At 70.0% G+C, this 13,570-nt stretch carries 10 protein-coding genes and 2 tRNA genes; 8 read left to right on the forward strand and 4 right to left on the reverse strand.

Annotation, left to right across the window (positions count from 1 at the left end):
* Positions 1–1,399 precede the first annotated feature (1,399 nt).
* Positions 1,400–1,963 carry a hypothetical protein gene (locus ADK36_RS21120; protein WP_159391178.1) on the forward strand — a complete coding sequence of 188 codons (564 nt, stop codon included), beginning with the start codon at positions 1,400–1,402 and terminating at the stop codon, positions 1,961–1,963.
* A 165-nt stretch (positions 1,964–2,128) separates the two neighbouring features.
* On the opposite strand, the gene ADK36_RS21125 is transcribed toward ADK36_RS21120, so the two are convergent.
* Positions 2,129–3,598: an amino acid permease gene (locus tag ADK36_RS21125; RefSeq protein WP_053198616.1), complete on the reverse strand. Its 1,470-nt coding sequence runs from the start codon at positions 3,596–3,598 to the stop codon at positions 2,129–2,131.
* A 217-nt stretch (positions 3,599–3,815) separates the two neighbouring features.
* On the opposite strand from ADK36_RS21125, the gene ADK36_RS21130 reads away from it, so the two are divergent.
* Together ADK36_RS21130 and ADK36_RS21135 are read left to right on the forward strand one after the other, a co-directional pair.
* Positions 3,816–4,301, forward strand: a complete 486-nt coding sequence (locus tag ADK36_RS21130) for a ribose-5-phosphate isomerase (protein ID WP_048587538.1) — start codon at positions 3,816–3,818, stop codon at positions 4,299–4,301.
* A gap of 211 nt (positions 4,302–4,512) precedes the next feature.
* On the forward strand, positions 4,513–5,337 hold the full coding sequence (locus ADK36_RS21135) for an Fpg/Nei family DNA glycosylase (RefSeq protein ID WP_048583857.1): 825 nt from the start codon (positions 4,513–4,515) through the stop codon (positions 5,335–5,337).
* A gap of 88 nt (positions 5,338–5,425) precedes the next feature.
* Here the strand turns inward: ADK36_RS21135 and ADK36_RS21140 are convergent, their stop codons facing one another.
* Positions 5,426–6,691: a GNAT family N-acetyltransferase gene (locus ADK36_RS21140; RefSeq protein WP_053198618.1), complete on the reverse strand. Its 1,266-nt coding sequence runs from the start codon at positions 6,689–6,691 to the stop codon at positions 5,426–5,428.
* Between the two features lie 162 nt (positions 6,692–6,853).
* Between ADK36_RS21140 and ADK36_RS21145 the strand changes: the two genes are divergently transcribed.
* Positions 6,854–8,035 carry a PP2C family protein-serine/threonine phosphatase gene (locus ADK36_RS21145; RefSeq protein WP_048583859.1) on the forward strand — a complete coding sequence of 394 codons (1,182 nt, stop codon included), beginning with the start codon at positions 6,854–6,856 and terminating at the stop codon, positions 8,033–8,035.
* A 224-nt stretch (positions 8,036–8,259) separates the two neighbouring features.
* Entirely contained in the window at positions 8,260–8,724 is a 465-nt protein-coding gene (locus ADK36_RS21150) for an HD domain-containing protein (protein ID WP_053198620.1), read from the forward strand.
* A gap of 60 nt (positions 8,725–8,784) precedes the next feature.
* Here the strand turns inward: ADK36_RS21150 and ADK36_RS21155 are convergent, their stop codons facing one another.
* Positions 8,785–9,987 carry an acyltransferase family protein gene (locus ADK36_RS21155; protein ID WP_048583861.1) on the reverse strand — a complete coding sequence of 401 codons (1,203 nt, stop codon included), beginning with the start codon at positions 9,985–9,987 and terminating at the stop codon, positions 8,785–8,787.
* A gap of 540 nt (positions 9,988–10,527) precedes the next feature.
* Here ADK36_RS21155 and ADK36_RS21160 point away from each other — a divergent pair.
* The gene (locus tag ADK36_RS21160) at positions 10,528–10,722 is read left to right on the forward strand and encodes a hypothetical protein (RefSeq protein WP_030044846.1); all 195 of its coding nucleotides are present in this window, start codon (positions 10,528–10,530) and stop codon (positions 10,720–10,722) included.
* A 114-nt stretch (positions 10,723–10,836) separates the two neighbouring features.
* Positions 10,837–12,987, forward strand: a complete 2,151-nt coding sequence (locus tag ADK36_RS21165) for a protein kinase domain-containing protein (protein WP_053198622.1) — start codon at positions 10,837–10,839, stop codon at positions 12,985–12,987.
* 97 nt (positions 12,988–13,084) lie between these two features.
* Here ADK36_RS21165 and ADK36_RS21170 read toward each other — a convergent pair.
* Positions 13,085–13,158, reverse strand: a tRNA-Gly gene (locus ADK36_RS21170).
* A gap of 131 nt (positions 13,159–13,289) precedes the next feature.
* On the opposite strand from ADK36_RS21170, the gene ADK36_RS21175 reads away from it, so the two are divergent.
* Positions 13,290–13,366: transfer RNA gene (locus ADK36_RS21175), tRNA-Pro, on the forward strand.
* Positions 13,367–13,570 lie beyond the last annotated feature (204 nt).

The raw sequence follows: 13,570 nt of genomic DNA on the forward strand, positions 1-13,570 counted from the left end.
GGAGCTGGGTCCGGGTGGGGGGTTGGACTCGGGATCTGGTCGGCATTTGGAGCTGGGTCCGGGTGGGGGGTTGGACTCGGGATCGGGTCGGCAGTTGGAGCTGAGTCCGGGTGGGGAGTTGGACCCAGGATCTGGTCGGCATTTGGAGCTGGGGCCGGGCAGGCAGTCGGACCCGGACTCCGGCCAGAAGTTGGAGCCGGGGCCCCGGGAGGCGCAGGTTCCTGGAGTGGCGGGGGCGGCGGGAGCGCCGGAGCGGGGGCCCGGGCACGGGGCTCTCTCCGGGACCGAGTCCTGGGGTGGGGCCGCTGTGGGGGAGGGCGTCGCCGACGCCGAGCCCTCGGCCAGATCCATACCGGCGCCCGGGCGGTCGCATGGGCCGGCATCGGCGTCGGGCCCGGCGAACGGTTCGGCGTCCAAGTCCGAGCCGTGGGGCGGGTCCGTACCGGAGGCCGGGCCAGAACCTGTACGCAGGTCTGGGCCGGAGCCCGCGCACGGGTCCGGGCGGGACGCCATACACGGATCCGATCCTGAAGCCGTACCCGGCTCTGGGCGTGGCGCTGTACTCGGCTCTGGGCATGAGGCCGTACGCGGGTCTGGGCCGGGACCCCTACGTGAGTCTGGGCCGGAACCCGTACGCGAGTCTGGGCCCGACCCCGTACGACACGCTGGCCCGGAACCCCAGCGTGGCTCCGGGCCGAAACCCGAACGCGAGCCGGGTTCCAACCTTGAACCTGACCCTGACCCGGGCCCACCGTCCGAGCCTGAACGGACAGGCGTGTCGCTCCATGAGCCCGAGCAGACGCGAGGGTCCGCCTCCGATTCCGAAACCACCCCCGCACATGGCCCGGGTTCGGGGACCCCCCACCTCCCCTGGAGCCCCAAGCCCTTGAGGGAATCGCCCACCCCTGCCTACCTGGACGCCTCCCGAGTCGCTCCCCCACTCGATCCCCGTCAGCGGGGAGACGTACGCGACGCCATACCGCCACCGCCACCGCCACCGCCAACGCCCTCGACCCCGACCGAAGACGAGCGTGCCAAGGCCACTCCCACCTCTGCCTCCGCCTCCATCCCCGCCCCGGCCACAGACCCCCCTCGCGCCTCCAACGCCTCCACCGAACTCGCCTCCCAGGCGGGCCCGGAGCCCCGCTCACCGGCCCCGGCCGGCAACTCCAGCGGCGCCCGGCCTCAGCAGCACCCCGGCGTCTCCCTGGCGCGCGCCGAAGCTGTGACCGAGCGGCGCCCGGCGCCCGGTCCGGGGCACGCGCCCGGAGGGCGACCGCACAGCCCGATGCCGCCCGGCGAGCTCCCCGGCCCCGCTGTCCCGGCGGAACACCCCCGGCGTGGACGGCGCCGTACCGGGAAAGTCGCCGCCGTCGGAATCGCCGCCGCAGGCGCTGCCGTGGCGGTCATCCTGGCGACCAACCCAGGCTCGCCCGAGGACGATCAGGCAGGCTCCTCACCCTCACGGCCCTCCTCGGCCGCGTCCTCCCCGGGCACCGGCCCGTCGTCCACGGTCGAGGGCACATCGAGGCCGCAGAGCCTGCCGCCCGGGTCGCGCAGGGAGGCGGGCGGGTTCGCGTGGGTGCCGCCCGAGGACTGGCGGCGGGACGTGCAGACCGGGTCGGAGGTGCACTACACGTCACCGGACGCCGAACAGGAACTCGCCGCGAAGTCGTCCTTGGCCCGCGACGACCTGATGGACTCCTGGCAGAAGTCTGAGGAGAACGCCCAACAGGGCCGGCAGTACCGCAAGATCCGCCTGGAACGGACGACGTTCCGCGGGCACCCGGCGGTCGTCTGGGAGTACACCTTCACGCTCCAGGGCGACCCCTGGCACGCCCAACTGCTGGGCTTCACCGTGGACGGCAAGTCGTACCAGATCAACACGTGGTACCGGCCGGGAATCGAGACGGAGGCGTTGAAGACCTACGAGAGAGTGAAAGAGACGTTCACGGTGCTGTGACCACACGAGGCGACACGACACGCGACGAAACGAGACGAGGGGCCTCCGAAACGCACACGCGTTTCGAAAGCCCCTCGAACTTCACGATCACCCAGAGCCGGCCGCGAAGGCCGACAGGTCAGCGGACCGGCAGGTCAACGGACCGGCAGGTCAAGACCGGCAGGGTCAGCCGGTCTTGACCTCGTCACGCGGCGCGTCCGAAGCGGGAGCCGCCTCGACAGCCGCGGGGTGCCCACGCCCGACCTTCTCCTTCACGAAGGCCACGACCAGCACGACCGCGGCCACCAGCAGCGACAGCAGCACGGTCTTGCGGCCGTCGTGCTCGGTGTCGGTCAGCATGTAGCCGAGCACGAACACGATCAGCGCGGCGGTAGCCCAGGTCAGATACGGGTACAGCCACATCTTCACGACCAGCTTCTCCGGCGCCTCGGCCTGGATGATCTTCCGCATGCGCAGCTGCGAGAAGCAGATCACCAGCCACACGAACAGGGCGACCGCACCGGAGGAGTTGACCAGGAAGAGGAAGACGGAGTCCGGGAACTTGTAGTTGAAGAAGACCGCGACGAAGCCGAAGACGACGGACGCGAGGATCGCCGTGCGCGGCACGCCGTTGCCGGTGGTGCGGGCGAAGGACTTCGGCGCGTCCCCGCGCTGGCCGAGCGAGAAGGCCATGCGGGAGGCGGTGTAGAGGCCGGAGTTGAGACAGGACAGCACCGAGGTCAGCACGATGAAGTTCATGATCTGACCGGCGTGCGCGATACCGAGGGAGTCGAGCGCGGCGACGTACGAGCCGTTGTCGGCGATGGACTTGCTGTCCCACGGCAGCAGGGCGACCACGACGAAGATCGAGCCGAGGTAGAAGACGGCGACCCGCCAGATGATGCTGTTCGTGGCCTTCGTGACCGCCCGCTGCGGGTTCTCGGACTCACCGGCGGCCAGGGTGGCGATCTCGCTGCCCATGAAGGAGAACACGACGAGCAGCACGCCGGTGAGGATGGCGCCGGCGCCGTGTGGCAGGAAGCCGCCGTGGTCGGTGAGGTTGCTCAGCCCGGCCTGGTCGCTGTCGACACCCGGCAGCAGCCCGAAGACGGCCAGCCCGCCGATGACGATGAACGCGGCGATCGCGACGACCTTGATCCCGGCGAACCAGAACTCGAACTCGCCGTACGAGCCGACGGAGACGAGGTTGGTGGCGGTGAGCACCACCATCACGATCAGGGCCCAGCCCCACTGCGGGACGGCCGGTATCCACCCCTCCAGGATCTTCGCACCGGCGGTCGCCTCGACCGCCAGCACGACCACCCAGAAGAACCAGTACAGCCAGCCGATGGAGAACCCGGCCCAGCTGCCGAGCGCGCGGTCGGCGTGGGCGGAGAACGACCCGGAGGTCGGGTTGGCCGCGGACATCTCACCGAGCATCCGCATCACCAGCACCACGAGCGTGCCGACGAGGGCGTACGACAGGAGGATGCCGGGTCCCGCGGTGGCGATACCGGAGCTGGACCCGACGAAGAGTCCGGCGCCGATGACGCCGCCGATGGCGATCATGGACAGGTGGCGGTTCTTGAGTCCGGCCTGTAGGCCGTGGCCGCCGGCGGCCGGTCCGGCCGTCTTCTGGTTCGGCTGCGAAGTCATGGAACGGATTTCCTTTGAGCCGTGGGGAGCGGTCCTCGCACGAGTGGTTATGGAGCGGCGTACGAGTCGGACCAGTGAATCGGAGGAGAACGGATTCTGGAACCTTTGATTCGTGATTGTTACTTGAGGTTTTCTTGAGCTTCCATGGCGTGCGTCACACTAAACACGATCGACACCCGGCGCTGCTGCCCCGAAACAGCCGTGTCACACTCGTTCCATGCGCGTGTATCTCGGCTCCGACCATGCGGGCTTCGAACTCAAGAACCACCTCGTCGACTGGCTCAGGGCGGCGGGTCACGACCCGGTCGACTGCGGCCCCCACATCTACGACGCCCAGGACGACTACCCGCCCTTCTGCCTCCGCGCCGCGGAGAAGACGGCCGCGGACCCCGACTCCCTCGGCATCGTGATCGGCGGCTCGGGCAACGGCGAGCAGATCGCCGCGAACAAGGTGAAGGGCGTCCGCGCGGCCCTGGCCTGGAGCGAGGAGACGGCGTCCCTCGGCCGCCAGCACAACAACGCGAACGTCGTGGCCGTGGGCGCCCGCATGCACACGCAGGACGAGGCGACGAAGTTCGTCGAGACGTTCCTGAGCACCCCGTACTCGGGAGACGAGCGCCACACCCGCCGCATCACGATGCTGGCCACCTACGAGACGACGGGCGACCTCCCCCCGATCCCCCCGCACCACCCCCAGCAGTAGCCCGCGTCTTTCAGCCCCTCCGGCGCCGGCCCGGGCATTTCAGCCCGTCCGGCGTTTGAGGACGAGGCCCCTTAAGGGCCGATAGCGGGGTCTGGGGCGGCAGCCCCAGCGGGGTCGAAGGGGCGGAGCCCCTTCAAGGGATGGGACGGGTAGGGGCGGCGGGGGCGAAACCCCCTGCCCCCACCCACCCGCAGAAGACAAAGGAGCCACCGTGCCCGAGGGCCACACCATCCACCGGCTGGCCCAGGACTACGCCACCGCGTTCCTCGGCACGTCCCCCCACGTCACCAGCCCCCAGGGCAAGTTCTCCGACGCCGCGGCACTCCTCACCGGCTCAGAACTCACCCACACCGAGGCCCACGGCAAACACCTCTTCCTCGGCTTCCGGGACGCCGACTGGATCCACATCCACCTCGGCCTCTTCGGCAAGGTCAACTTCGGCAAGGTCAACGCCGGCGACGCCCCCGCACCCCCACCCACGGACACCGTCCGCCTCCGCCTCGCGAACAGCACCGCATACGTCGACCTCCGCGGCCCCACCACCTGCGCCCTGATCACGCACCCCGAGAAGCAGGCGATACACGACCGCCTCGGCCCCGACCCCCTCCGCGCCGACGCCGACCCGCACCAGGCGTACCGAAGGATCTCCCGCAGCCGTACGACCATCGCCGCCCTGCTCATGGACCAGAAGGTCATCGCGGGCGTAGGCAACGTCTACCGGGCCGAGGTCCTGTTCCGGCACCGCATCGACCCCTACCGCGCGGGCAAGGACATCACCCCCACCCAGTGGGACGCCATCTGGGCGGACCTGGTCGACCTCATGCACGAGGGCGTCCGCAACAACCGCATCGACACCGTCCGCCCCGAACACACCCCGGAGGCGATGGGCCGCCCGCCCCGCGTCGACGACCATGGCGGGGAGGTCTACGTCTACCGCCGGGCCACCCTGCCCTGCCACATCTGCGGCGGCGAGATCCGCACCGCCGACCTGGCCGCCCGCAACCTCTTCTGGTGCCCGAACTGCCAGACCCCGTAGGAAAGCCCCCGAAGTCCCCGCAGCCCTCGAAGTCCCCGCAGCTGCCGAAGTCCCAGAAGCTGCCGCAGTCTCCGAAGCCGCCCCCGGCTCAGAACCCGTGCGGCAACCAAGGCACCACGGCGGACGCGAACCCCACCGCCGCGTCCGCCAGCGCCCCCTGCCGCAGCTCCCGCACCCGCCCGGCGGCCCCGAGCGCCTCCAGGCTCACGCCGCCGAGATAGGCCGCCCCCAACTCCCGTACGGACAAGGCGAGATCGGCGGGGTCCGTCGTACGCCCGCACGACGCGCCCTTGGCGTCCCCGGACAGCCGCCAACGCCCCGCGTTCCAGGGACAGAAGGCGTCCTCCACCTCGAACACCACATCCACCGGCGCCTGATAGGTCCGCGCCTCCAGCGCCGCCCCGACATCCACCAGCCGTACATGCAGCGAGTCCCGCACCCGCAGCGCACACCGCCGGATGTCGGACACCTGGTGCTGCCACGCCTCGTCCAACGGCCGTCCGTACGCCTTGACCGTGGACGTCAGGTCGATGTCGAACAGGAACCGCCACAGCGCGGCCTGCGCCGCCGGGTCGAGCGCCTCCGCGTCCCGCAGCAACACCGACCCCGCGGGCCCGGACGGCTCCCACTCCGGTTTGACACGAAAGCGCGCGTACCCCACGACTTGGCCGTCCCGCTCCGCCAGCACACACTGAAGCGGTGAGCCGCCGTCCCGGTCGCTCTCCGGGTCGAGCACCCGGAGCCGCTCCCAGCCGGGCTCCCGCACCAGCATCCCCGGCCGGCCGGACACCTTGCGCGCGTACACCGCCTCGCACAGACCGAGGGCCTCGGTCGGTACGGCGTACCGCAGGCGTACGTCATCGGTGCCGGGCGGCACGGACAGCCGGACGCGGGTCGTGTCGATCTCGGCGTTCACATGGAAGGTGCCGGTGCCGTACCCGAACCGGCCGTAGATCTCCGGCTCGGAGGCGGTCAGTACGGCAAGCGGCCAGCCCCACTCGCGCACATCGTCCAGCTGCCGCCGCATCATCGACGTCAGCAGGCCGCGCCGGCGGTGCGTGGCGGCGACGCTGACCATCGTGACGCCGGCCGCGGGCACCGACGCGCCACCCGGCACGGTCAGCCGGAAGCTGAAGGCGCCCGCCGTGCCCACACACGCGTCCCCCTCCCAGGCCCCGAGGGAACGGTCGAGCTCGGTGAGCGACTCCCATAACTCCCGCTCCTCCGGAGCCTCCGGGATCGCACCGAAGGCACGGACCAGCGTGTCGTACCAGATGCCCCATTCATCCCGCCGTAGCGCGCGTAGCTCGGGACGGCCGGAGTGTCCGGGGTGGCTCGCACTGTCTTTCGCCATGAACCATGCCTACCAGGGCATTGCGGGACGAGCGAGGGAATTTCTCGTTGGCGGCCGCGAGGTGGCTTTCCGTGAAGTTCACTGTGAAGTTGAACCTCGGACGGGGGACAAGTGGGACCTCCCGTGCCAAGCAGCTGGTCCGATGGATAGGGTCCCGAACTAATGGCAGCAGGACGAGAGCGGCGCACGGCGGCCGAGACGTTCACGGCCCGGTTGAAGATGCAGTGGCACCGGGCCCGCGTCGGCGTGCGCAGAAGCGCGGTGGACTACTTCCGCGGCGACGGCTCGGACTGGATCGCGCTCGCCGGCCTGCTCCTCACGGTCCCCCTGATCTGTGCCGTGACCATGGCCAACCCGGTGTGGTTCTCCCCGGCCGCGCTGGTCCTCCCCATCGTCGCGGGCGGTCTCCTGCTGCGCCCGGCGAGCCTGCTGGGCCTGTACGCGGCGGCGGCCACCGCCCTGATCGTGGAGTCGGTGCAGCTCGGCCCGTACACGGAGGGCCCCTCGCGAGTCACCCCGGGCGTGGTCCTGGTAGTGGCGGCGTGCGGCTTCTTCGGCCTGCTGATCGCGCAGTTCCGCAGCCGCGTGGGCGTGCCCTGGCGGCGCGGCGGCACGATGCTCTTCGACCTGCGCGAACGCATCCGAGTCCAGAGCAAGCTCCCACAACTGCCCCACGGTTGGCATCGCGAGATGGCCCTGCGCCCGGCGGGCGGCCAGTCATTCTCGGGCGACTTCGTGGTCGCGGCCCGCACGAACGGCGGCCGCACGCTGGAGGTCGTCCTGACGGACGTGTCCGGCAAGGGCATGGACGCGGCATCCCGCGCCCTGCTCCTCTCGGGAGCCTTCGGCGGCCTCCTCGGCAGCCTGCCCCCGCACGCGTTCCTCCCGGCGGCGAACGGCTACTTGCTCCGCCAGGACTGGGACGAGGGCTTCGCCACGTCGATCCACCTCGTCCTGGACCTGGACTCGGGCGACTACGAGCTCTACTCGGCGGGCCACCCACCGGGCCTGCAACTGAGCGCGGGCAGCGGCCGCTGGGAGGAGAAGGCAGCGGAAGGCCCCCTCCTCGGCGTATACGACGGCGCCCAGTTCGACCCCGTGAAGGGCTCACTCCGCCCCGGCGACGTCCTGATGCTCTTCACCGACGGCCTGGTCGAAACCTCCGACCGCGACATCGTCGAGGGCATAGACCGCCTCACCGGCGAGGCCGACCGCTACGTGACCGGCGGCTTCCACGGAGCGGCCTGGCACCTGATCGAGGCAGTGGCAAAGGACGTCAACGACGACAGAGCCCTCCTCCTGATCTGCCGAGAGGGCCCAACGGCCCAGGCGACACCACGCTGACACCCATGTGAGCAGGCGGTTTCAGCCTTTCCGGCGCAGGAGGCTCGGCCCCCACGGGCCCACCCCCCGGCGTCGGTCCGTGCATCTCCAGCCCGTCCGGCGTTTGAGGACGAGGCCGCAGGCCGATGGGGTCCAGGGGGCGGAGCCCCTGGCGGGGTGGAAGGGGCGGAGCCCCTTCAAGGGATGGGACGGGTAGGGGCCGGCGGGGGCGAGACACTGGACGGGTGACCGAGACCGACCGAACCCCGCTCTCCCTGGCCGACGTGGAGACCCTCGCCCGAGCCGCCCACGCCGCCCAGACCGACAAGGCCGGACGCCCCTACACCGAGCACCTGAGAGCCGTCGCCGAAGGCGTACGCGCCCGCGGCGGCGACACCGACCAGATCGCGGCAGCCTGGCTGCACGACGCCGTCGAGGACGCCGCACTGACCGAACAGTGGCTGGAAGAGGCCGCACTGAGCCGCCGTACGAAGAACATCGTGCTGGCCGTCACCAAGCGGGCCGGAGAGCCACCCGAGGCCTACGCCGCGCGCATCCTCGCCACCGACGGCGCCCTGCTGGTGAAGGAGGCGGACCTGGCGCACAACGCGAACCCGGCACGCCTCGCGGCCCTCGACGAGAGCACCCGCAAACGACTGACCGAGAAGTACGCACGGATGCGCGCACTTCTCGGTCTGGTGGGTGAGTGACCTCCCGTGAGGTCCCGTGAGGTCCCGTGAGGTCCCGCGAGGGGAACGCTCCGAATCGGCTCAGGCGTTGACCTTCTCGCGCCTGGCCGCACCCTCGCGCTTCTCCCGCTCCCGGGCCAACTGAGCCGCGTCCCGCTTGAACGCCCACTCCATCTTCGGCTCCATCGCGAACCGGAACACCCGCTGTACCGGTGAGGTGCACAGCAGCGTGACACCGATCGCCGCGACGACGGACACGAAGATCTCACCGAGCGGCCGCTGCAACCAGGCGTGCTCGAACCAGCCCTGATAGTCGCCGGCCTTCACGACGAAGCCGTGCAGCAGGTAGCCGTACAGCGTGCCCGCACCGAGCGCCGTGAACCACATGTGCCGACGCGGCACCCAGGCGAAGAAGCAGGCCGTCAGCAGCAGCGAGCAGCCGAACATCGCCAGCACCATGACCGGCCCGGCCCACCACGGCGCGCCCAGCTCCTGCGCGGCGTCCCGGTGGTAGAACCACGCGGTGTTCATCCGCGGCACGGCCCACCATCCGAAGCCCAGCGCCGCCGCGAACACCGGCACGGCCAGGATCCGCACCGTGCGCGTACGCACCATGTGGAAGTGCTCGGGCTTCATGCACAGACCCAGCACGAAGTACGGCAGGAACTGAAGGACCCGCTGAAGGTCCAGGTCGTCACCGATCTCCGGGGTGACCGTCGCCGCCATGGCGAGACCGAGCGCGAGCGGCAGCGGCCAGCGCACCATCTTCCAGATGGGGGTGGTCATCCGCCAGATGAACAGCGCGCACAGGAACCAGGTCAGGTACCACGGGTCCAGGAGGCTGATCTCCTGGCTCGGGTCCTCGTCGATCCAGCGCTTGAAGAGGGGATAGGCCGTCTCGAAGACGATGTAGGGCACCGCGACGCCGGTGATCAGGCGCTTCAGCCGGTTGGGGCTCGCGTCGAAACTCCGCGAGAAGAAGCCGGAGATGATGATGAACGCCGGCATGTGGAAGGTGTACACGACGGTGTACACGGCCTCCAGGATCCGGCTGTCGCCCTTGATCGGCTCCCAGGAGTGTCCTATGGCGACAAGCACGATCGCCAGGTACTTGGCGTTGTCGAAGAACGCGTCGCGCTGCTTGGCACCGGCGGACGCGGATCTCCTGTCCGCCTGAGCCTGCTGGTTCTGCGGCGAGCGCGGACTCGGCACTCCGTCCGCCGACGACTCTGCCGGGGGGAGTGGCGCTCTGTTGTGGCCGTGCGGTCGCAGCGAGTTGTTCACAGACCCTCCCGCCGGAAGCCGGGGGAGTAGACCGAGGCCCTCGCTGCGCATGCGGGGGACGAGGCAGCATGGAACATCTGAGGCACCCTAGCGTTGCCTGTGGGATTTCGTAAAACCCGCGAGGTCATTCCCGGATATCGCGTTGGGCCTCGCGTGTACAACGAACGTGCACCGCACGGACACCTGTTGGCCATCCGTCTTGTCCGGATTCATCCGGACTAATCGGTGCATATAGTCAGGAGCTGGCCTCGGTGGAATGATCAGCTCACACTTAATTCGAAATATCGGCGAACACGTTGTGTGTCGATGGAAACGATCCCGTCGAATTACCTGCGCGAGTACGCACCCGAAATCCTGTACGGGCACAACGTGAGAGGTGGTTGCGCTCGGAGGACCCGCACAGATCCGGCACAGGTGTGGCGAACGAAACGTCACGTGCCGCATAGCGGGGCCCGGTTGGTGGCACGATGGTTCTGGCGGGGGTGCGCGGGGTCGCGTCCCCGGGCCGGGAGAGCGGACCGACCGAGGGTGTGATCTGTTGTGGCCATTTCGCTGTCAGTGGTGTTGCTGTTGGCGATCATCTTGGTGGTGTTGATTCGTGGCGGATCCCTGAAGGCCGGCCCCGCCGTCGTCGCTGTGCTGTTCGGCTTCTTCCTCGCCTCGACCGGCATGGCCGACGACATCCAGAGATTCCTCAACTCGATAGCCGAGACGATCAACTCGATCCAGTTCTAGCCTCCGTTCCGGGAGTCGGTCCGGGAGCCGTTCCGGGGTCCGTGGGGCGGCCTGGAAGGGTACGGATACCCTCGTTCGTGATCGTCGAACGGTCCGGAACGGGGGAACGTACGGATGGCGCTGCGCGAGACGGACCCGGCGGAGGTGGGTGGCTACCGGATCGAGGACCGCCTCGGCTCCGGTGGCATGGGCGTGGTCTACCTCGCCCGCTCGGCATCCGGACGCCGCCTGGCCGTCAAGGTCGTGCACGCGCAGTACGCCGACGACGGCGAGTTCCGCACCCGGTTCCGCCGCGAGGTGGCCGCCGCCCGCCAGGTCAGTGGCGCCTTCACCGCCCCCGTCGTCGACGCGGACGCCGACGCGCCGCTCCCCTGGATGGCCACGCTCTACATCCCGGGCGAGGACCTCGGCACCCATGTCCGCCGCCACGGCCCCCTGCCCCTGCCGCAGTTGCGCGAACTCGCCGCCGGCCTCGCCGAGGCCCTGCGGGACATCCATCGCGCCGGAATGGTCCATCGCGACCTGAAACCGGCCAATGTGATGCTCGCCGAGGACGGCCCCCGCGTCATCGACTTCGGCATCTCCCGCGCCGCCGAGTTCGCGCCCTCCGACGTCCTCACCCAGACCGGCCGTGTGATGGGCACCCCGCCCTATATGTCCCCGGAGCAGTTCTTCTCCCCCCAGGACGTGGGCCCGGCCGCGGACGTCTTCTCCCTCGGCTCGATCCTCGCGTACGCCGCCACCGGCCACGGCCCGTTCGACAGTCCGAGCCCCTACGAGACGGCCCTCCGGGTCGTCGACGGCACCCCCGAACTCGACGGCATTCCGTCCGATTTGCTCCCCTTTATTCAGTTCTGCCTGGAAAAGCACCCCAAGTCCCGCCCTTCGCCGGACGAGTTGCTGCGACTGCTGCGCGACGGCGCCCTCCCCGACCCACGCCCCGCGGAGGAGACGCCGACCGTCGTGGACCCCGGCCGGCCCCGCCGGCGCCGCAGACGCCTCTGGCTGGCCTCCGTGGCCGCCGCCGTCGTCGTCGCGGCCCTCGCCACCACCACGGTCGCCCTCACCGGCGACGACTCCGACCCCGGCGACCTGCCCCTCGGCTGGCGGGCCTGGCACCAGAAGTCGAAGGACCCGAGCCCCGACAAGGAGCCGATAGGCGCCGACGCTCCCTTCGCCCGCTGCGCGGCCACCGGCCGGTCCCTCGTCTGCGCCGGCGACGACGTCATGGCGAGCCGCTTCGCCCTCGCCGACGGCCGCAACACCTGGGCCCGGTCGGTCGACGAGACCGCCGACGACATCGGCGGCGGCGACGCCGGCTCGATCATCGCCGCGCGCGGCGGTCGCGTGTACGTCTACGGCGCCGACGACCGGATCGTCGGCGAGGATGCGTCCAACCCGACTCGCTACACCGTCCAGGCGCTCGACGCCGAGACCGGCAAGGTGATCTGGAAGACGATCACCGGCGACAGCGACGAGGCCACGGAGCCCAACAACGACCAGGGCTTCTCCACCGCCGTACCCGAGGGCGTCATCGCCACCTACGGTGCGAAAGGGCAGCAGTACGCCCTCCTCGACGCCGCCGACGGCAAGGTCCGCTGGAAGCGGCCGATGCCCAGCCCGGCCACGCAGATCTGCCTGCTCCGCAGCGCCGCCCAAAACGCGTATCTGGTGTGCCAGCAGTGGGGCGAGGAGGACGTCACCGGGACAAGCGTCGCGCAACTCGACCCGGCCACCGGCCGTCCCCGGTGGACCGTGCAGGTCAAGGGAGAGCAGGACATCGTCGGCCAGTCCGACGGGCGGCTGGTGATGCTCAACACGACAGGCACCCGTCGCACGCTGACCCTGATCAACTCCACCTCGCACGTCCTGACGACCATACGGCTGTCCCGGACCCTGCCCGAGGGCGCGACGCCCACCCTGCTGGGCGACAGGCTCTACGTCACGTCGTCCAGCGGCAGCGTCCGCGCGGTCGCCCCGGACACCGGGCGCCAGCTCTGGGAGAGCAACTCCACCGTGGAGTCGCCGGGCCCCCCGACCGCCTCCGCGTCCCACCTCTACGTGGCGTCCCCCAGCGGCCGCCTGGCCGCCCTGAACCTGCGTACCGGCGCCGTGGAGGCCACCCTCCAGGGACGGGACGACGGCGGCACCGCCGACTCCACCGGCATCGGAGCCCCCCTGACCCTCGTCGGCGACGCCCTCTACGTTCCGTACGGCATCCGCTCCGTCTACACCGTGGACGTACGCACACTGCGCGGCGACTGAGTCGACCGGGGGGCATCCCGCCGGGAAACGAGATCCCACCGGGAAACGAATCAGGGCCAGGTCGAGGAATCATCCTCTGACCTGGCCCTGAGCCGTATGGAGCGGGCGACGGGAATCGAACCCGCGTAGCTAGTTTGGAAGACTAGGGCTCTACCATTGAGCTACGCCCGCACAGGACGCGCCGCAGGTCAGGTGACCGCGGCACAGAAGGCATCGTAGCGGGTCGGTGCCCCTCACCGCACACCCCGTAAATGCGGCGGTCGCACTGCCTGCGGCCATGTACCCTACGTGTCGCACCAGCACGGGGTGTGGCGCAGCTTGGTAGCGCGTCCGCTTTGGGAGCGGAAGGCCGTGGGTTCAAATCCCGCCACCCCGACCACCGACCGGTCCTCACCGGTCATCCGCGCGGTCACCTCGCTTGATCGCCTTTGGGGCGTTGAGCGGCTGCGGTTACTATGCAAGCTGCGCGCCCGTGTGTCTCATCCACAGGAACCTCTGGACATCCCCGGACATCCACAGGAGATCCTCGTGGACGTCCTCCGGGCGACGAAATCCGCCGGACCAGTCTGGCCCCGGCAGAACC

The sequence above is a fragment of the Streptomyces viridochromogenes genome (assembly GCF_001270495.1).
GTDB lineage: Bacteria > Actinomycetota > Actinomycetes > Streptomycetales > Streptomycetaceae > Streptomyces > Streptomyces viridochromogenes_A.

Bases quoted from the DNA above. Each gene is read 5' to 3' on its own strand.
- ADK36_RS21125 (WP_053198616.1), bottom strand. From the start codon at position 3,598: ATGACTTCGCAGCCGAACCAGAAGACGGCCGGACCGGCCGCCGGCGGC.
- ADK36_RS21130 (WP_048587538.1), top strand. From the start codon at position 3,816: ATGCGCGTGTATCTCGGCTCCGACCATGCGGGCTTCGAACTCAAGAAC.
- ADK36_RS21140 (WP_053198618.1), bottom strand. From the start codon at position 6,691: ATGGCGAAAGACAGTGCGAGCCACCCCGGACACTCCGGCCGTCCCGAG.
- ADK36_RS21145 (WP_048583859.1), top strand. From the start codon at position 6,854: ATGGCAGCAGGACGAGAGCGGCGCACGGCGGCCGAGACGTTCACGGCC.
- ADK36_RS21165 (WP_053198622.1), top strand. From the start codon at position 10,837: ATGGCGCTGCGCGAGACGGACCCGGCGGAGGTGGGTGGCTACCGGATC.